Here is a 20733-nt window from a genome sequence, read left to right as displayed (position 1 = left end):
CCCGATCGTGCCTGTTGATGGCTTGATCGGGTTTCTTTTCAAAAAGTAGGGTGATCCTTATTGCTACACAAGAGTTGAAGTTATGGTATCGAGGGCCCGCAGAGAAGTGGGTAAACGCCCTTCCAGTAGGGAATGGCAAGTTAGGAGCGATGGTATTCGGAGGCGTAAAGCAAGAACGGATTCAGATCAATGAAGATTCCCTCTGGTATGGCGGACCCAAGAAGAGGGAGCAACCTGACGCCTATAAACATTTAGGGGAAATTCGCAGGCTTATGTTCGAGGGCAAGCCGCAGGATGCCGAGTATTTGGCGCGTATGGCGATGACATCGGGACCCAAATTCTTTGCACCCTATCAAACACTAGGTGATATAAACCTTTATTTTCGACAATCAAATGGGGAAACCACCAACTATAGGCGTGAATTGGATTTGCCGACGGGTATTGCTAAGACTTCATATACCTTGGATGGGACGACGTATCAAAGGGAGATCTTCGCAAGCGCTATGGATCAGGTGCTTGTTATTCGGTTGAGCTCGAATCGACCGGGAACAATCAGCTTCTCTACGAATTTGAGTCGCCGGCCTTTTGAAGGCACGTCAGGTAAAGAAGGCGCAGAAAGCATCGTCATGCAAGGGCAATGCGGGCCGGATGGCGTGCATTATGCGACGGTTTTGAAGGCTGTAGCAGAAGGTGGTAAGGTGCAGGTTATTGGCGATTTCGTATCTGTGGAAGAAGCAGACAGTGTTACGTTGTATGTAGCTGCTGCAACTACGTTTAGACATCAAGATCCCCGTTCCGTGTGCCAATCACGGATAGACGCTAGTATGGCCAAAGGGTTTGAGGCCATTCGTGAGGATCATGTGAAGGATCACCGTTCCTTATTCGAACGTGTTCAATTGGAGATTGAAGATCCCGATGAAGATGATGTAGTGGCTTTGCCGACGGATGAAAGGTTAGTGAGGATTCAGGAAGGCCATACGGATCACGGGCTGATTTCACTATTTTTTCAATATGGCCGCTACTTGCTTATGGGGAGTTCGCGAGCAGGCTCGCTGCCTGCCAATTTGCAAGGCATATGGAATAAGAGTCACACGCCGCCTTGGGAAAGTGATTTTCATTTAAATATTAATTTGCAGATGAATTATTGGCCGGCTGAAGTGTGCAATTTGGCTGAATGTCATGAGCCAGTTTTCGATCTGATGGATCGACTTATGGAGAATGGGCGTAAAACAGCTAGGGAGATTTACGGCGCCAGAGGCTCTGTGGCGCACCACGCCACGAATCTTTGGGCGGAAACAGATATTTGCGGTACGTATGTTCCGGCTATTTTCTGGCCGATGGGCGGGGCATGGATGTCCCTACACCTATGGGAGCATTATCGTTTTGGCGGAGATAAGGTATTCCTGCAATCAAGAGCGTATCCCATTATGAAGGAAGCAGCGTTGTTTTTCCTTGATTTTCTCATAGAGGATGAACAAGGTCGTCTAGTCACAGTTCCTTCTCTTTCGCCGGAAAATACGTATCGATTGCCGAATGGCAATGAAGGCGTTCTAAGTATTGGGCCATCGATGGATTCGCAAATTATCCATGCTCTTTTGGCAGCTTGTATAGAGGCTGGGGCAGTTCTAGGCATAGATAAGGAGTTTCTTGAAGAGCTGGAACAGGTAAGGAAGCGATTACCAGAACCCGCTATCGGCAAGCATGGTCAATTAATGGAGTGGGCGATTGACTATGAAGAAGTTGAACTCGGTCATCGCCATATCTCACACCTGTTTGCCTTACACCCAGGTGAACAAATAACAGTTCCTCATACGCCAGAGCTAGCTGAGGCTGCTCGTCGAACGCTGGAGAGACGACTCGCACACGGCGGTGGCCACACAGGTTGGAGCCGCGCATGGATCATCAACTTCTGGGCGAGATTGCAAGATGACGAACAAGCCTACATCAATTTGATGGAGCTGCTTAGTCATTCCGTGCATACGAGTCTGCTTGGTGACCATCCCCCTTTCCAAATTGATGGCAACTTTGGCGGTACGGCTGCTATCGCTGAGATGCTCCTACAATCCCACAGGGATGAAATCTTGCTTCTACCAGCCTTGCCAAAAGCATGGCGTCATGGCCGAGTTAGCGGCTTGCGCGCGCGTGGCGGCTTCGAGGTTGAGATTGGGTGGCAAGATGGTCAGCTGAAAGAAGCGGTGCTGCATGCCACACAGGATGGCTTGTGTACGATCCGCAGTAAATCATCCCTTATGATCAATAGGGAGGAAGGGGATGAGCTGGTGGTGAACACTATAGGTGGTTCAGTTTATTCCTTTAAGGCAGAGTCAGGAGCAAGGTATTTGGTTCGATGCGCAAATACGGACTTTGCAATTCCTTCTATATCGAAATAAGGAGAGAACGAAATGGTGAAGAAACCAAGTCTCACGTTCGTAGTCTTGACAGATACCCATATTAAAGCCACTTTAGAGGGGACTGAAGCCCAGAATTTTGATCGGGCTCTCAAGGATATCTTGGCAACTTCCCCAGATTGTCACGGAATCATGCATGTCGGTGATATCACGGACAATGGGGAGCGAGCGGAATTTGAAATCATGGAACAGATTTGGAAAGCTAACATGGAGGGGCTGCCGCCAATCAATTTTACTTACGGCAACCATGATGTGCGTTGGAAAGATCTGGATAATCAGATGTTGTTATTTACAGAACATACGGGGATTCACTATGCATACTACGATTTATGGTTGGAAGGGTATCATTTTATATTCCTTGGCACAGAAATTGGCTTGAAAGACTGCGCTTACTTATCCGAGACCCAGCTCAGGTGGTTGGATCAAAAGTTGTCCGAACAAGAAGTGACAGAGAAGCCAGCATTTATTTTTGTTCATGAGCCACTATTGAATACGGTCGCAGGGTCCCAAAGTGAGTTCGGCTGGAATGGGATCAGGCAGGATGCAGAATTAAAGTTGATTTTAGCCAAACACCCGCAATCCATTGTCTTTACCGGTCACACGCACTGGGAGCTAGGCGCCAAGGAGACGATGTACAATAGGAAGTATGCGACCCTGTTTAATGCTGCTTCTGTCGCTTATTTATGGACGGATGACGACGTCCTAAAAGAGGGTTCACAGGGTTTTTTCGTTGAAGTCTACGAGGATAGGGTTATTGTAAAAGGAAGAGATTTTTCCTCAAAATCGTGGGTTATTGATGCAGAATATACGGTACAACTGCCAGTGACCATTCCGGTTGTGGATCTGACGGTAGATCCGGATTGTACGCTCCGTAATCCTGCCATGAATATGAGTAAATCTGCTTTCAGCCCCATGAACAAATTGAGGTTACTTATGTAGGTTCGCTAAGAGAAGATGCCTTCGGCATTTATCTAAGAGGAGCTAAACCGAGTGAGACAGAACCGATAAGTCCTATTGTCCACGTACAGACCAAAACGTTCGGCCAGCCAGATGGCAAGTTGATTTTCAGTGATCTGGATCTTCCAGTTGGCAGTTACGATATGATTTATTTGGGTGAAACGCTGAATACGGAACTCACTCGTTTACCTTTCGATGTAGTAAGTAGATCTTGAAAATTATGACGCATGAGGAGCATGAATAAGATGGCAGTTTCCATAGAAGAAGCAGTAAAGGTCGTTCCCACTCTACGCCAATTGGCATGGCAAGAGATGGAGTTTTATGCTTTTATTCATTTCGGTATGAACACATTTACGGGGAGACAATGGGGATTAGGAGATGAGGATCCACAATTGTTTCAACCGACGGCGTATAATGCTGCGCAATGGGTCGAGTACTGCCGTTTAGCAGGAATGACAGGCGTCATTCTGACCTGTAAGCATCACGATGGATTTTGTCTCTGGCCAAGTAATTACACGGATCATTCGGTCAAATCCACCACATGGCAGGATGGGCAAGGGGATGTTGTAAGAGATGTAGCTGAGGCTTGTCGTGAGCAGGGCTTGAAATTTGGTGTTTATTTATCACCATGGGATCGGCATGAGCCTAGTTATGGGGATTCCCCAAGATACAATACTTATTTCCAGAATCAATTAAGAGAACTTCTTACGAACTATGGTGAAATTTTTAGCGTTTGGTTTGATGGTGCTTGCGGTGAGGGGCCGAACGGTAAAATGCAGGTATATGATTGGGAAGCTGCTTATCGAATTATTCGCGAACTGCAGCCTAAGGCTGTTATTAATATTTGTGGACCTGATGTTCGTTGGTGCGGCAATGAAGCCGGTCATACCCGCGAATCGGAATGGAGTGTAGTGCCTGCTGCTCGATGGAATATCGAGGAAATTCAATCCGAATCGCAACAGGAGGATGATGGTACTTTTTCGCAAAAAATAAATGCAGAAACAGAAGATTTGGGGAGCCGATCTGTTTTGGCGGAAGCTAATCGAATGATTTGGTATCCGGCGGAAGTGGATGTATCGATCAGACCCCAGTGGTTCTACGATCCTGTTGACGATGATAAGGTGAAAACAGTCAATGAATTGATTGATCTGTACGAGAGTACAGTTGGCGGTAACAGCGCACTTCTGCTGAACATTCCACCGGATCAACGTGGGCTCATTCATGAGACAGATGCACGGCATTTGCGTGAATTTGGGCAATGGCTCCGGGCTACCTACGGACAGGATCTAGCCAAAGGAGCGAACGTGTGGGCTTCTCAGACAAGAGATACAAGTGTTGATGCGGGGAATCTAACAGATGGTCGGTCCGATTCCTATTGGTGTCCTCAGGAAGGGATTGAGCAGGCTGAGCTTGTGATTGATCTTGGTAAGGAAATGACGTTTGACCGTATCGTATTCAAGGAATATATCCAATCGGGACAACGGATTGAACGCTTCCAGTTGGCCTACAAACAAGGCGAAGAGTGGGTAAGCTTGTACGCAGGCACAGTGGTCGGGTATAAGAAGATTTGCAGCTTCCAACAGTTGAACGCGAGATACATTCAACTGAAAGTGACCGAATCACGGATCAATCCCACATTAAGCAGCTTCGGTGTGTATTGCAGTAGATAGGTTAAGACGAAGTATAGCCCGACATGGCCATTTTGGACAAAGTCGAGCTTTCTTTGCGTTGAGGCGATTACAAGTTAGGAAACAAACCGTCAGGCAGTTTGCCCTCCCAAGAAGCGGGCGCATCCAGTCCGAGAGCATGGGCGACGACGGTTGCTGTGTCGGCAATGTTGACATTGTCGAGCTTGGTGCCAGGTGCGATGCCAGGACCTGTGCAGCTCCAAAAGATGGTTTTGTCTAAAGGATGATCACTGCCATGATTAAAAGCATTCTCACCACCACCGCCGTGATCGGTGACGGCGATGATAAGGCTATCTTTTAACAGATCAGCCTGTTCAAGTGCTTCTAAAATAACCCCGGTTTGACGGTCCGACTCTTCAATAACGCGAAGCTGTTCCGGCATATTGTACCCGTACTTATGACCAGCGGCGTCAGGGAGATCCAGTTGCACATAGAGCAGCTTGAAATCCGGGTTCTCATGTATGTAGGCAGCTATGGCTTGGACTAGCTCATCATCCGGCATTGAAACTTTATGAACGCCGATTGAGGACTCAATAATCCCATCATTGATGGGCTTCCAGGCGCTGTAGGCTGCTAACTTAGCAAGTGGAACTGCTTCTCTAACAACGCGGAAAATAGACGGATAGGGTGAGTCGTCGGGGAAGGCTTCTACTTCAGCTTTGGTATTCGTGAGTCCATGTTTCACAGGATTAACGCCGTGCAGCAGCGTCCCCCAACACTCCGCGCTGATCGTAGGCGATACGGTTTGCGCTTCAAGCGTGAAAGCCCCAGCTTCAAATAAACGATCTAAATTTGGTGTATGCGCATCTCGGACAAAGTTGCCGGCGCCATCCCAACCAATGATAATGACACGATGATAGGTGCTCATTGATGTTCCTCCCCTTTTTCAACCCCAAAAGCTGATAATTAGAATCCCTAATAAAATTAGAATAGAGCAAAGAATGCGTAATGCGCCTTGTTTCTCTTTGAGGATAACGATGCCTAAAATGGTGGCAAAAACAGTCCCTATTTCGCGCAGTGGGGAAATATGGGCAACAGGCGCGTATTTCATGGCGAAGAGAAATAATAAATACGATGCTGGATTGAGAATTGCGCCGAGAGCAATCGTTTTGAAGTTTATTTTCCACTCTCTACGCAGTTGTTTGGACGCAATGACAAGCGGTGTGAGCCCTGCGACGAATCCAATATTCGTTACTTCTAATAAAGCGATAGGCGAGATATGTGCGAGATTCAGCTTATCGACAAGTACGTAGCAAGTCGTGCACAGCCCTACACTAAGCGCCATTAGGAAGGGCTTAACGGATTTGTCAGACGTCTGTCCAGAAGATCGCGAACTTGTGAAGATTCCGCTGAGTAACAGGAAGCCAATCACCATGCACAACAGTCCCGTCCATCCGAGTGGCGATAAGGATTCGCGTAGAAACAGAACACCGACAATCGGGATAAATAAGGTGTTGGTACCTCTCATAATCGGATAGATCTGCGAGAGATCCCCCATATTGTAGGTGCGCGAGAGCAAGAGAGCGTAAACAGCTTGTAATGCGGCGGATAGTAAAAGTAGTCCGTATGCAGATAAAGTTAAGGGAGTGAACCATAATTCTTTGATCAAATAGGGAAGCAGGATAACGGTGGTAACCATGATGATGGACCATAGGAAGACGCCTTTGTTCAGGCTGCTTTTGGTAAACAAGCTCCAGACGGCATGGGCAAGTCCTGACGCAATAACGAGTAAAATTGACGCAGTTAACAAGTAATCAGCTCCAAACGTAAGTGGGGTTATAGCGTTGGTTGGTGTTCGGGTTGATCACGGATGACGGTGCCGTCAGCGAGTCGCAGCCAGGTCTCGAACGAGCGCTCACCTTCGCGGAGGCGAATCATTCTGGCACCGCGGTGAAAGCCTTCTTTGCCATAGGTGTTGTAGCCAGTTGCTCTGCCATAGCAGAGGCGAATTCCATGAAGCTCGCCCCAGTAATCGTTGATATGGTCATGTCCACAGAAGGTTCCAACGACATTGCCCATTTCAACCATAGCTGCAAAAAGGCCAGAATTCACAGGAGCACAGCAGACATTCTCGTGCTTATTCCCATAGCATGTTGCACGCTCCCATACTTGCTGATACTCCGGAAGCGGGATATGGAAAAAAGCGAGAACGGGCAGTTCACGTTGCTCGTTACGGGACTGTTCGGTATACCAGCTGATTTGGTCATGGCGAATCCAGTCATAGCCTTGAATATGTGGTACGGTTGAATGACTGCCTGAATCGAAAAAGTATAAGCTCGCTGCAGACTGTCCGTCACGGCCATGGAGGGAGAGACGGTAGTTGCCAACTCCGCTAATCTCGGCAGGGCCAGGCTGAGTTACTGAATAGGGATACGTGAGGACACTGTTCATGAGTTCTTGTCTTGTGATGAGAGTTTCGGTGTCGTGATTACCAAATACCACAGCCCATGGGATTTTGCGAGCTTCCACAGCTTGCACGGCGTCGCGAAAAGCTTGGAGTGGCTCTTTACAATGGTGTTTACCCTCAGAAACAGGTCCCGTATAAATGACATCTCCCGTAAAAACGACGAGATCGGGCTGCTCCGCATCGAGTACTTCCTCCATCAGACGAAGGGTTTCTTGATCTTCATCTCTGCCATCGATCCAGTGTAAATCTGTAAACTGCGTGATCGTAAATGTGGAATCTTCACGAAAAGTCAGCTGTTGCGGCTTGAACATGATTATAGCCTCCGATTTGAGTGTTGTTTGTGGAATTGTGTTGATTTGATTAATAATGTTGTTGTTTGTTGCCAATTGTAAACGGGTTAGGCAAAGCTGTCAACGAGCAATTTTTATTGAGATGGGGGGAGCGGGTTCCCTAGATTGACACACCTAGCACGAACACCTAAACTAATGAAAACAACATAAAACAACAACATATATTAGATATCGGTCATACTAGGAGGCCATTATGTCATTAACCTATGAAGATCGCAGGTTGACGATTCTTCACCATTTGGAAATGGAAGGAAAAGTACAGGTGCATCATCTGTCTGAGCTGCTTACCGTTTCCACGGAAACGGTGCGTCGGGATTTGGACCGTTTGGAAAAGGAAGGAAAACTGCGCAAAGTGTATGGTGGCGCCGTCAAAATGCGCATGGAGATGGTCGAGCCTCCCTTCCTAAACCGCGTGCAAATGATGAAACCAGAGAAAGCAGCGATTGGGCAATTAGCTGCGTCCCTCGTTCAGGATGGGGAAACGATCATGCTGGATAATGGGACAACCACGATTGAAATCGTCCCCTTTTTGAGCGACAAGACGAATGTGACGTTAATTACGAACTCCATCCCGATTCTTAACCTGGCGATGGAAACGTTCCGCGGACGTATTATTTTTGCTGGCGGAGAAGTTAATCAAGAATGTAGGGCTGTGACAGGTACGCTGGTGGATCAACTGCTTGATCAATTTAAAGTAAACAAAGCGTTTATTTCGGCTGGCGGCATCTCGTTAACGGATGGAATTACTGATTTTCATTTGGCTGAAGCGGTGATTTCGCGCAAAATGATGCAAAGAGCGGAAGAGTGCATTCTAGTTGCAGATCACAGTAAATTCGGCCTGTCTACATTTGCTAGAGTCGCGAAGTTGGAGGAAATCTCTATGCTGATCACGGATACCGGCTGCCCGAAAGAGTGGGTGGATACGATTGAGGGGCTTGGTATTGAGGTGCGGATAAGTGAGTGATGTGAGTAATGGTTATAGTTGAGACTAATTTGGTCGATAAATGAGATAAATATGGGTACATGTTTGAGACTAAATAATGAAGATAGATGAATCAATCCTTTGATTTGTCTGTCTTTTTTTATTTTCTAATAAAAGGGACTGGGAATTATGTCTATCCAAAAAATGAGATTTTATGCTATTATAAAAACACACTTAAGTTGGTAATAATTGATACTTTTTGTGACGGAGGAGCAACATGAATTGGTCAAAGAACGACTGGAAAGAAGAAGATAATCTCTATAGTCCTAAGCGAAAGGTAAATAATAAGGGAAGTCGTTATCACCCTCATATCATTGGAAGCTTCTACAGTCAAAAAAACAAGCGACCTGTTGAATATGAGTCATTAGGAGAACGATTATTTTATTATTATCTTGAGCTAGATACTTCAGTACTCCGATATTATGTACAACCAATTGTAGTTCCCATTTTTTCTCAAAACGATGAATGGCCACATATACCAGATGTATTAGCATTTAAACTAGGGTTTCAACCTCTTCTCTATCAAATTAAAGATAATCCTGATAATGAACTCACCCCAAAAGAAGAGTTATGCAATCGTTATTGTAGATCGTTGGCTTTAGAAAAAGGATGGGAGTACAGCGTTATATATCCTAAAACTATGCCTCAAACTTTAACGAGGAATATTCGGTTTTTAAAAGGTTTTTTAAAGATGAGAAAATACTATCCTGATTGGTATGAAAAAGTCGTAGATCGGCTCTCATTTCTAGAAAATGGTTCTATTGAGTATCTTGCAATTTCATTCAAAGAAACAATTGACCCTCTCTATCTAAAACCACTTATCTATCATTTGCTTGCAAAAGGAACCTTTTTAACAGATGTAAATGAAATAATCAATTCACAGAGCATAATAACGGTAAATTTTCAAATGGTTGAACCATCAACTCTTTCAAAAGGGGCTGTTAACTTTGTCCTTTAACCAATTAAAAGTATATGATGAATGCTCCTTATATGGAAAAAAGTTTAGAGTTATCACTATAGATGCACCGAATGTGTGGTTAAAAAGACCCGATGGGGAAGATTTAAAGATAACTTACAGTGCATTAATTAATCACCCGACATTTATTCCAGATATAAAAATGAAACAACTTCGGCAAGAAAGTCGAGAATATGAAAATGCACTCGCTAAATTAGATGAGAAGAAACGAGATGAAGTAAGCAAAAGGTTTGAAATTATCCAACCACTTATACTATTGGATAAAATCAAAAATAATAATAGGCAATCCATCTCTCAATTTAACGATAAGTTCAAGGATCTATTAAAAGACAATGAACAAATTATCGACTTAAAGCAAGATGAATTAATAGAAAGAATAAAGAAAAAACATGGTAGTTCAAGGGCAACTATTATGAGGTATCTGAAAAATTATAGAGATGCTGCGGCCGCTTCTCATAATCATGATGGAATGGAGGGACTCATCTCAAATAAAGGTAAGGGCTATACAGGGAGGAAAGACAATAAATTGGTGATGATATGCCACCCCGATAACCCAGAGATAATACTGGATACTATATCTGTTAGGCAATCTGAGAAACAGATTGAAATTTTGAAACAAACGATAGAAAATGATTATCTAACTAAGTACAGAGTATCTAAAGCATATATTCATGGGCTTATAGAGCGTAGGTGTGGAAAAAATAATGAGCAAGGAATAAAGTATAGTACTGTCTCAGATATTATTGATAGAATTGATGAAAAAGCAAAAGAACGATTACGAAACATGAAGAAGGCAAAAGCCATTTATGATGAAGTTGCGCGTGGATATGCGGATCGAGATGCTGACTTCCGATTAGATATTGTTCAAATAGATCATACACGATTAGATATACAAGTGATTGATGATGCGACAGGCTTAGTTATAGATCGACCATGGATCACTTTAGGGATTTGTGTTCATTCTCGAATGCCCTGGTGCTTCTATCTTTCACATGAAGGACCTTCCTCCAATGTTGTAAGAAAAGCAATTCAACACGGTGTATTCGCGAAAAACACGGTTGGGGAATATGGGACAGATTTAGATTGGGAAGCTTTCGGTATTCCTAATATTATTTATGTTGATAATGGGATGGATTTTAAAAGTTCGGATATCAAACGACTTGTAAATGAAACTTTGCAAACAGAGATTATGCATCGCCCTGTGAAAACACCGCATTATGGATCAGTTATTGAACGTTTGTTTGGTACAATAAATACGGAGTTGATTCATAATATTTTAGGCACGACTAAAAGTAATATTTTCAAAAAGGGTGATCTCGAACCAGAGAAGGATGCAGTCCTTACACTAGACCAACTTAGGAAGATATTAATTCATTACTTAACTGATATTTATCAAATTCGCCCTCACAGAGGTCTAGGCAATAACATGTCCCCAGTTGCCAAATATCGTGAAAGTGTGAATGAGGTAGGGTATCCTGAATGGATTTTCCCGGGGGATGAAGAGAAATACAAAATTGATTTCATGTTAACCAAACAAAAGCCTTATACACGAGATGGTGTTCGTTGGGATAACAAAATTTACAAGTCAAAAGAATGTGAGGAAATCATTGGATCAAAAGAAAAGAAATATACGGTGAAATATGATCTGGATGATATTTCTAAGATATATTTATTGCATCCAAAGCAAAACCAATTTGTCGAATTGTTCTGCGAAACACCTCCATATGAGACTGTAGCCGGTGTTAATCAATATACATATAAGAAACTCTTGCAAGCACTTAAAAAGGATGGGGAAGAAAAATTAAAGTTGCTGCCAGGTAAAGCACAAATGCATCGGGCCTGGGAAAGAATTGAGGCATTTATTAAGGAAGGAATTAAAAACAAGAGAAGTGTAAGGCAAATAGCTTCAAAAATGACGGGTATTGAAGTAAATGTAACTACAGCGTTTCAAGCAAATCAATTGTTACAAAATCAGGTTTCTGAAAGTGCAATAAGTAAAGAAGAAGAACTCTTTATGGCAACGATCAAGGCAGAAGAACTGAGAAGGAGTAAGAGAAATGAGTAGGGAAGAAGTAAAGGGATTTGCTCGTAGAATAAGAAAACTATTTATTGAGCATAGGGAGGTAGAAAGAATTTGGAAGCGATTAGATTCAATGAGAGTGTACATTGAAGATGATGAAATAGATGATGAAGATGATGATAAAGATCCAAGACATTTGTTTCTCACAGGATTATCTGGTGTGGGTAAATCCCAGATAGGTAAACGATATAAAAAGCGTAATCCGGGTTATACAGCAGTATTTGATGACGAAGAGATTGATATCATGCCCGTCATATATGTAAAACTTCCATATCCTTTTACACAGCATGCCTTTTATAGGAAAATTCTGAAGGCATTAGGAACTGACAATTTAAGGAATGATGCACGTATAAACATGGTAAAAGATCGAGTGCTCTTTCTCCTAAAGAAACAAAAAACAAAAATGATTATTTTTGACGAAATGAACTTTATTTTAAGAACTAAAAATTTCGATAACCAAACAGCAATGGAAATGTTAAAAGATTTAACGAATGAACACCAAGCAAGTATTGTCTGTATGGGTACTCCACAAATAGAAGTACTCCATACGATGGAGGACGAGTATATTAGAAGATTTGGAAGAGATCATATTAAAAAGTTCGAAACTTGTGATAAAGAATTTTGTGATCTTCTCAAAGACATTGAAGATACAATTAAACCTCCTTCTTATATTGGTTTGCATGAGATCTATTCGGAACTTTTACATGAGTACTCCCAAGGCAGAATTGGATATTTACATTTAATAATTAAAGAAGCTTATAATATTCTAGGTGTTTTCGATGAAAATTGTACTGATTTAAGCCAAGCTAATATAACCGCAGCTGTTTTAAAGCAAGCAAAATACAACGTATTCCGTGTTGATGACCATTTAATTAAGCCAACGAATTAATCTATCTAATTATTATTAGATAAAATAATGAAAACGAGAATTTGGGAAGAAGGATCAATAGTAATATGGATTCAATAAGTCTAACAATACGTCCTAGAGTGAAGTCAGGGGAATGCCTGACTTCTTATTTGTTTAGAGCAGCAAATTCAAATAAAATCCCAATATTGGATATATGGAGATATATTCAAACTGATTATGGATATTTCCTCGGTAGAAGTAGTCTTTTATTTCGACTTGAATACGATATTCATAGTTTTTGTGACAAGAAGATCTTGAACTTGTTAAAGAAAAATATAATAACCATTATCTCCATGACCTTTTTTATAATGTCTTACAAATTTTTTGATGATCCGGAAAGTGAATATAATCGTGCACAATTAATGATTAATGCGAAAGTAGAGAGTAAAAAACGGAAGTTTTGTCCAGTATGTTTAAGTAAAGACCAATGTTTTCAACTTATTTGGCAAGTTAAAGAAATAGAAATATGTTATAAGCATTTAGTAAACCTTCAAACTGAATGTCAACACTGCTATAGACAAGTGGAATATTGGGATAATGTTTTTATCAATGAAGAGGATGCAATTTGTTTAGAATGTATGCAGAGTTTGACCCGAAGGGTTGAGAAAATTAAAAATGAAAAGTATACTAGCACCCAGATTGAGTTTTACAAGGATTGGATTTTTTTACTTAATCCAGACAAGACATTAACAAAATTGATAGAGGGTTTCTCTTTAGAGCAATCAATCGCAATAAAAGTGTTATTCTTAGCACAATCTAAATCAGAAATTTACAATAGAAGTGAAATTAAATTAATGAGTTTAACAGTAATTAAAAACTTAATCTCGCTAATAAGAGGGACTGCCGAATTAAAAAAGGTTTCAATTGGAGATGTTCTTAGTCTAACAAGATATTTAGGTATTAGTCTGGAAGAGTTCAGTGTTATTAAAGTACCAGATATATACGTTTCCTCTCTAACATTAAAGAAAGAAGAGAATAGGCCAAAGTGTTGTCTAGCAAATTGGTGCAAAATGTATAAAAAAGAAGGAAGTATGAATAAAATCAATAATCGAATCGAACCAAGAATGAAAGGAATAAGATATCCTAATTATTACTATTGTACCTATTGTTCAATAAGATACGGATTTGATCCAGCAAATAATAATTGGCAAGAGATTGATGGTAATATTCAAATGCTGAAGAACGTAGAAGAATTAGTTAACAAAGGGTTAACTCGATCGGAAGTATCTAAGCATCTTAAGATTAATTTTTTCAGAGTAAGTGAGATTTTCGGGTACTTAGCATTCCATGGTATTTTCTCGATGGATATCTCGAGGAGATACATCCCGAAAGATTTGATTGAAAATAGTTTGGATTACTTTAAATCAACTCAAATCAGATACGGTTCATATCCCGAAGCTAAATATAAAGAAACAAATGAAAAGTTCGGATGGTCTTTAGTTGAATATAGTTATTATTTTGCAGATAATTATGTGCAAGCGTATCTTATGGAAAAAGAATCAGATTTAAAAAAACCATTGAAGAAATATTCTTCCTTAGAAGAGGATGTTATAAAAAATGTAAAAAACATGGTGACTGGTGAATTAACAATTTCATTACATCAAGTAGCTATGACGCTTGAGTGTAGCGTAAGGACTCTGAATTCGCGTGGACTAAAAGAAGTAATTAACTCGACTAAAGAGATGCAAAAGTCATACCGGCTGAATAATGAAGAAAAAGATTTAAGGGAGAAATTTGATGATTATATGATTAATGCAAAGCACATGAACATACAAATAACATACAAACAAATATATAAACATATTGGGAAAAGTAGGGATTACATTTTCGAGAATTATCCAGGATTCTTCAATTATCTAACAAAAGAAGTTAACTCACATAAAGCGATGATTCATGAAAATGAGATGAAAAAACAACAACTCAAGGTGAAGCAGGCAGTTTACGAAACTTTTTCAACATACGGTAGATTAAATCTTTCTTTAGTTGGGAAGCAGATGGGGATTAAGTTTGTATGTAGTTATCCAATAATTAAAAAGATGATTAGTTTAGAAATTGCTTCATTTTTTTTATTAGAAAAATAGTATAGTTGGTTAATCTCCCTCGGAAACAATAGCATTCCTGTAGAGCGTTAATTATAGCTTTGGAAAAAGAAAAGCGCCTCGGTACGATGGAGTACGCAACGGGTCATAGCCCTTAAAATCCCATCATCCAGGAGGACGCTCTACTATGAAGTTTAAAGCCCAGGACAAACAAAATCAACTCATTGAAAAAATTACCTCTCAGCATCTCGTCGTCGGAATCGACATCGCACAACTAACGCATGTCGCGCGTGCTGTAAACTTTCGCGGGATCGTAATCGGCAATCCGCTATCTTTCTCTAATGACGAAGTAGGGTTTCAGATACTTATTCGATGGATTCAATCGTTGCAAGCAGCCCATAACCTTAGCTCTGCTATCATCGGCATGGAACCGACGGGGCATTACTTGCTAAGCCTCTCCAGATCAGATGGCTATCCGAGAAGCAATTTGAAGTTGTTCTTGTTAATCCTCATCTCGTAATAAAGAACAAGGAAAACCGCGACAATACACCATCGAAGAGCGACAAAAAAGATGCTCTCGTCATCGCAGACATGGCCAAAAACGGCTACTACTCGTTGATTCGCTGGTCATCTGAAGCGTTTGAAGAGCTTCGAGTCTATCTCTCAAATCGAGACTCCGTCGTTACGAGACTCGTTAGTACGAAGAACCAAATACATCGTTGGGTGGACGTTGTGTTCCCTGAACTGAGACAAGTATTTAAGAACCTAATGTGCAGAGGCTCATTGGCCACATTACGACTTTTCCCGACGCCTGAAGAACTGACCGTTTCGTCGTACGAAAGTTGGCTTATTCGCGGGATTTCAAAAGAAAGCACGGGGTACCGGATGGATTGAACCAAAGGGCACAGACCCGTAACTATAGCAAGACCGGCCTCCACCCCTTGGACAGGCGTAACGAGGAATGAGAGGGCAAAGACCCGTTGAGACATGGGAGTGAAAACCTCCAGGGGCGGCGTGGAGAATACGTGCTGCATATGGAATGATATGGAATTTCAACATACCCTCTATTTCCTCACGCCTTCAAGTTGTCCTGGTCTACAAAAAGGGTTCTCTGTCTATCTTTCTTCAATTCTGGCAAGGGTGAAAAACTGCGAATAAGCGAGCATTCGTGAAAAAATTGAATTGTACTGAGGGAGTTCAATAACATCAAGAGAAGGCTATCGACATCAAATGATCGGTAGCCTTCTCAGCTAAAGAGTAGTTTAGTTGAATAATGTGAAAAATAAGTCTACGGATTTACAATTCAACAATTGTTCTTCCACGGGTATCTCCTTTTAATATCTTAGAAAGAACCCCAGGTATCTCCTATAATGAAAATAACGTTTACAATTTCAACGTTTAGATTATCCGGTTTTAAGTCAGTTCCAAGGTGCTTCCATTTTATATTTCGAAGATTCATCGAACAAGAAACTGAATCGATGCCCAGCCAATTTACACCTCAAGAAATAAAGGATGCATCGTAGTAGTTACATTCATACCACCAGTGAAACCGCTAGTATCTACGAATCCATTCACCTGAAGTGTGCTTAGTATATACAGTAACGTGCTTCCTCCTACGCAATCTACTGTCCCTGCCCATCGTTCTTCACGAAGAGGAGTTTGTTCAATTTCAAACATGTCCTCACGATGAATAATTTGTTTTGCTCCCAATCGTCTTTGATAGTCATATTCACTTTTTTCCCTGTACCTGCTACAACTTCATAACCTCTTTTGGAAAGAATATCTACTGCTATGCTATGCTATCTATGCCTCCAGTTGCTCCGGTTACAAGAACCTGACCTTGATTTGGTTTTAAACCGTTTCTTTAAGTTTTTGAATGCACAAAGCGGCGGTAAACCCTGCCGTACCAAGAATCATTGCTTCCCTTGTATTCGATCCATGAGGCATTGGAACTACCCATTTTGCAGGTACAGGAGCAATTTCGCTGAATCCACCATAATGGGATGTACCTAGGCCGTAGCTTGTTACAATGACAGGATCTCCAGACTGGAATGGTTCATCTTTGGACTCTAGAATAACCCCTGCTAAATCAATACGATCGCTACAAAATTGAAGCCAAGAATAGCAAACTCAAACACAGGCACGGGTATGATGTAGCCACATCCTCGGGTCTATTAGGCATGGAGTTCCAAGGCGCTATGGCCATATTCACGGTTAATCTAAAGCGAACATTAAAGCTGATGTAGTAAGAACCACCAGCCAACAGGCTCTCTTAGATCATAAAAAGATGACCCTCATCCCCAAAAAAAGGGGATGAAGGTCGTCTTATTATGAGGTAACCATGCTCTAATTTCCAGAAAAGATCGGTGGCGGGAATATAGGTTGAGAAGCTACAACACTGAAGAAATTTTGTGTCCTTTATAGCAAGATAAGGTTGACGCAAGCAAAATAGAATCTGCTTATGACAGCCCTTATCGATTACGGCGCTTCATCCGGGGATTCGGATTTGCACAGCGGTACCGATACCCAGTTTGCTGAAAAAGGTTACCCCGTAGTCATTTCCGAAGGTGAGCTTAATTCTATGGTCTATATTTTGAACACCGTAACCGGACATTTTAAAGTCCTCTTTGAGCTCGTCGGAAGGAATGCCCATTCCGTCATCGATCACCTTCAATACAATATCCTGTCCATCGCGGTAAGCCTTGATGACGATATTGATTCCCTGCTTGTCATCCCAAATGGCGTGATTGATGCAGTTTTCAACCAGCGGTTGAAGCGACAATTTGACGATTGGACAAGGAAGGACCGTTTCTTCGATATTATAATGCACCCGGAGCAGCCCTGCAAACCGCACCTGTTGGATCGCGATGTAGTAGCGTGTTAACGTGATCTCCTCATGGATCGAAAGAACATTTTTTCCATTGTTCAAGGAGATTCGGTAGAACTTTGCGAGATCAGCCACCATCTTGTTGATCCGCATGTCCCCGTTTTGAATCGCGAGCGATGAGATGGATGCGAGCGTATTGTACAGGAAATGCGGATTGATCTGCGCTTGGAGCACATTCATTTCCGCTTCTTTCTTGTCAATTTCTTTCTTGTACACTTCGGTAATGAGTTTGTTGATACGCTTCGCCATCTTATTAAACGCAAAGCCAAGCTGTCCGATCTCGTCATGGCCAAGCGATTTCATGTTAACGTTAAAATCTTCCTTTTCTACCCGCCGGATCATCTTCAGTAAATATTCCACCCGCTTGGTGAAAATCCGGGAAGCGGTGTAGATAAGCAGCGCGGACAAAAAGATATTAAGCAGCGCGATGGTCAATGACCGCGCTGTCGCAGCCTGGGCTTTGGCCATAAAGCTTTGATAAGGAATGACGGAAACAATCTTCCACCCGAATTTGGTTGTATTATATGCGACAAAAACGTTTTCCCCGTTAAACCGGTCGTTAAATTTACCTTCTAAGGATTCGCTGAATTCATCCCGGATGAACGATTTGAGGTTCATGTTCAGCATTCTTTTATCTTTGGAAGAAATGATGTTTCCCTCCGCGTCCACTATAAAAATCGATTTGTCTTCCGACTCTTGAGCCATCAGGGAATAAATATCTGATTCTGGAATGTTAATGGTTAGGATTCCGTATGGATATTTATCGTAGTTTAGGAGCCGGGCGAGCGTGATTGTAGGAATCCCCCCGGATTCGGTCTGTTGAGTCACGAAACGAATGTCGCCGAACGTATTTGCAAGAGAGAGATACACATGCGATTGCTCAAATTTAGAATCCCATCGCTTGATGTAAACGTTGTCCGCCGGAAGCGTTTGGTTTCTCGTATATACGGTCAATGATTGTATTCCGGGGTTGGTGGTTAAAACATTTTTGATCGTATTGTTGAAGTATTGATAAGCATCCACAAACAAGCCCATGTCTTCCGAGTAGTCCCGGATTAAATAGGCGCGAAGGATGTTGTCCATATACAATGTGCTTGAAATTTTGGAGTACGCATCCAATTTGCTTTCCAAATTCAAATTGATTTGCTCCAAGGAAGTCGCCATATTGGCATACGTCTGATCGGTCAGTTCCCTCTTGATGGTTTGGTGTGAGTAATAAACAAAGGACAGAAGCGGTATGATAGCCACAAAGAAAAACATTATGAATAGTTTTTCTCTTAATCGAATGCGGGAAAACAATTTGTTATGGAACCATTTTACGATATTCATTGGGCGTGCTCCCTTTATGCTTCTGAAAGACGGAACAAAAATACGAAACATTCTCGTAACCGACGGCATGGGCGATTTCGTGTATTTTGAGCGACTTGTCTTTTAACATCTCCGTAGCGTGTTGGATGCGAATTTTTGTCAGGCAGTCAAGAATGGTCTCTCCTTTCTTCTCCTTGAACAGCGTCCGAATATAGTTCGGTGATAAATACACTTCTTTGGCCATATCGTCTACGGTGATCGGAAGATGGTACCGGTCCTCCATAATTTGGACAATATGTTCGACCAAAAGCAGGTTACGGTCCTTGCTGCGTTCCTTCAGTAGAGCGGCAATCCGGGAACAGTAATGGACGACGTATTTCTGTATGTGCATGAGAGAAGCCATGGACGATACTTCTTTCCAATGGTCCGTATACAGAAGATTGTTATTCGAGCCGCCAAGCAGCATGGAAAACTGTTGTTCGATCGCGGCCATCATTCGAATAACGGCATAGATGGCTTGATTTCTCCTAATGTGTGTTTCCCTCAGCTTTGCAAAAAACGAATCTGCAATCGCTTCCGTTTGAGAAGCATTCCACTGTTTTATGGATCGAATCAATTCCTCGGCATACGGTTCGACGTCGACCTCGAGTGTCGCCGTATCGCACGAATCTTCCGGCATGATGACGCTTCCCATATGGCTGTAAAACTTGCATTCATTGGCTTGCTTTGCGGAATCATAAGCGTACGGAAGCCGCTCTAGCCCGCGTTCCGGAGAGGATAATCCGACGGTTACGATCCCGTCCGTATATCTGTTCAGATTCTGACGAATCTGTTGCCAGAAAGAACGCTCAAGAACGGGTTGAACCCGCAGCGGATCCGCATGCGCCAAGACGGCAATGCAGCCCGGTTCCGTATCCAGGGCGATGTAATGGCCCGGCTGTTCCTGCAGAACGGAATGTAGCAATGGAAGCAAATCGGTACCGGCAGGGAAGGCATCCCGTTTTACGCTGTTTTCAAAGGGAGGATCGATAGAGAAGACAGCGATTACATAATCTCCATAAAGAGGAAATCCGGATTGCAGCAAAACGAGCTTGCGAATCCAATCTTGGCGCTGTTCTTCATCCTTTTCGCGAATCAGCCGAAGGACCAGCTTTTCGCACATCGATTCCTGGCTTTGGCTGGCAAGCCGATCTTCTTCGCATTTCTTCTTGACCCGATTCATAAGCTCGGTAAGCTCCTCCAAATCCATCGGTTTAAGCAGATAGCCGACCGCCTCCATGGTCAGCGCAGATTTGATATACTGGAATTCGTTATGGCCGCTCAGGAAAACGATTTTCACGTATTTGTCGATCTGTTTGGCCCTTTTGGCGAATTCCAGGCCGTCCATGATCGGCATGCGCACGTCGGTTAGCACGATATCCGGTTTAAGCTCCTTCAGCTTTGCAAGGGCTTCCTTGCCGTTGTTCGCCGTTCCAGCCACTTTGATCCCCATTTCTCTCCAAGGGGTATAACCTTCCAGTGTCTCCAGTTCCAGTTTCTCGTCGTCCACCAACAAGATCGTGTACATCTCCATGTCACCTCCCCTAGTTTAAATAGTGTCCAACAGTAATTTGTATTATTTATTTTAAGTGCAATAACACATTCCAACAATGCGTGATGATAAATTGTGTAGTTTTCGGTTATGAATCTGAAGAAGCTTGTATGGATTGACGTTACCGGATGCACCTATAATTAAAACAGAAAG

Annotated in this window: 14 protein-coding genes and 2 pseudogenes; 10 read left to right on the top strand and 6 right to left on the bottom strand. The window is 42.4% G+C overall.

Annotated elements, in window-relative coordinates:
• The first annotated feature begins 74 nt into the window (after positions 1-74).
• The 3 genes from ACSQ8P_RS31700 (at position 75) to ACSQ8P_RS31690 (ending at position 5035) form a co-directional block, all read left to right on the top strand.
• Complete coding sequence (locus ACSQ8P_RS31700; protein ID WP_436238824.1) at positions 75-2390, top strand: glycoside hydrolase family 95 protein; 2316 nt, start codon at positions 75-77, stop codon at positions 2388-2390.
• Positions 2391-2402: 12 nt separating this feature from the next.
• Positions 2403-3347 carry a metallophosphoesterase family protein gene (locus ACSQ8P_RS31695; RefSeq protein WP_436238823.1) on the top strand — a complete coding sequence of 315 codons (945 nt, stop codon included), beginning with the start codon at positions 2403-2405 and terminating at the stop codon, positions 3345-3347.
• Positions 3348-3610: 263 nt separating this feature from the next.
• Entirely contained in the window at positions 3611-5035 is a 1425-nt protein-coding gene (locus ACSQ8P_RS31690) for an alpha-L-fucosidase (RefSeq protein WP_436238822.1), read from the top strand.
• A gap of 67 nt (positions 5036-5102) precedes the next feature.
• On the opposite strand, the gene ACSQ8P_RS31685 is transcribed toward ACSQ8P_RS31690, so the two are convergent.
• Genes ACSQ8P_RS31685 through ACSQ8P_RS31675 form a run of 3 tightly spaced genes read right to left on the bottom strand, consistent with a single transcriptional unit; the run spans position 5103 to position 7771 of the window.
• A complete protein-coding gene (locus tag ACSQ8P_RS31685; protein ID WP_436238821.1) occupies positions 5103-5921 on the bottom strand; it encodes an alkaline phosphatase family protein in 819 nt (272 codons plus the stop codon).
• 18 nt (positions 5922-5939) lie between these two features.
• Complete coding sequence (locus ACSQ8P_RS31680; RefSeq protein ID WP_436238820.1) at positions 5940-6803, bottom strand: EamA family transporter; 864 nt, start codon at positions 6801-6803, stop codon at positions 5940-5942.
• 26 nt (positions 6804-6829) lie between these two features.
• On the bottom strand, positions 6830-7771 hold the full coding sequence (locus tag ACSQ8P_RS31675; RefSeq protein WP_436238819.1) for a metallophosphoesterase family protein: 942 nt from the start codon (positions 7769-7771) through the stop codon (positions 6830-6832).
• Between the two features lie 232 nt (positions 7772-8003).
• On the opposite strand from ACSQ8P_RS31675, the gene ACSQ8P_RS31670 reads away from it, so the two are divergent.
• From ACSQ8P_RS31670 to ACSQ8P_RS31645, 6 genes and pseudogenes are all read left to right on the top strand, one after another.
• Positions 8004-8774 (top strand): DeoR/GlpR family DNA-binding transcription regulator, encoded by a 771-nt coding sequence (locus ACSQ8P_RS31670; RefSeq protein WP_436238818.1) that lies wholly within the window; start codon positions 8004-8006, stop codon positions 8772-8774.
• 235 nt (positions 8775-9009) lie between these two features.
• The gene (locus tag ACSQ8P_RS31665) at positions 9010-9750 is read left to right on the top strand and encodes a hypothetical protein (RefSeq protein WP_436238817.1); all 741 of its coding nucleotides are present in this window, start codon (positions 9010-9012) and stop codon (positions 9748-9750) included.
• Entirely contained in the window at positions 9740-11833 is a 2094-nt protein-coding gene (locus ACSQ8P_RS31660) for a Mu transposase C-terminal domain-containing protein (protein ID WP_436238816.1), read from the top strand. Before ACSQ8P_RS31665 ends, ACSQ8P_RS31660 begins: the two co-directional genes overlap by 11 nt.
• Positions 11826-12737: a TniB family NTP-binding protein gene (locus tag ACSQ8P_RS31655; RefSeq protein WP_436238815.1), complete on the top strand. Its 912-nt coding sequence runs from the start codon at positions 11826-11828 to the stop codon at positions 12735-12737. Before ACSQ8P_RS31660 ends, ACSQ8P_RS31655 begins: the two co-directional genes overlap by 8 nt.
• Before the next feature lie 65 nt (positions 12738-12802).
• Positions 12803-14836 (top strand): TniQ family protein, encoded by a 2034-nt coding sequence (locus ACSQ8P_RS31650; RefSeq protein WP_436238814.1) that lies wholly within the window; start codon positions 12803-12805, stop codon positions 14834-14836.
• Positions 14837-14981: 145 nt separating this feature from the next.
• Positions 14982-15616 (top strand): annotated as a pseudogene (locus ACSQ8P_RS31645) (IS110 family transposase); the annotation flags it as partial.
• A gap of 669 nt (positions 15617-16285) precedes the next feature.
• On the opposite strand, the gene ACSQ8P_RS31640 reads toward ACSQ8P_RS31645, so the two are convergent.
• Complete coding sequence (locus ACSQ8P_RS31640) at positions 16286-16504, bottom strand: hypothetical protein (RefSeq protein ID WP_436238813.1); 219 nt, start codon at positions 16502-16504, stop codon at positions 16286-16288.
• 386 nt (positions 16505-16890) lie between these two features.
• Here ACSQ8P_RS31640 and ACSQ8P_RS31635 point away from each other — a divergent pair.
• Positions 16891-17040, top strand: a pseudogene (locus ACSQ8P_RS31635) (IS5/IS1182 family transposase); the annotation flags it as partial.
• A gap of 242 nt (positions 17041-17282) precedes the next feature.
• Here ACSQ8P_RS31635 and ACSQ8P_RS31630 read toward each other — a convergent pair.
• Both ACSQ8P_RS31630 and ACSQ8P_RS31625 read right to left on the bottom strand, forming a co-directional pair.
• Entirely contained in the window at positions 17283-19010 is a 1728-nt protein-coding gene (locus ACSQ8P_RS31630; protein ID WP_436238812.1) for a cache domain-containing sensor histidine kinase, read from the bottom strand.
• Positions 18985-20556, bottom strand: a complete 1572-nt coding sequence (locus tag ACSQ8P_RS31625; RefSeq protein ID WP_436238811.1) for a response regulator — start codon at positions 20554-20556, stop codon at positions 18985-18987. The genes ACSQ8P_RS31630 and ACSQ8P_RS31625 overlap by 26 nt, the downstream gene beginning before the upstream one ends.
• Positions 20557-20733 lie beyond the last annotated feature (177 nt).

This window comes from Paenibacillus sp. LjRoot153 (assembly GCF_964253085.1).
Taxonomy (GTDB): Bacteria; Bacillota; Bacilli; order Paenibacillales; family NBRC-103111; genus Paenibacillus_E.
Note: the sequence above shows the minus strand (reverse complement) of the source record. Positions and strands in the feature narration are given on the sequence as shown.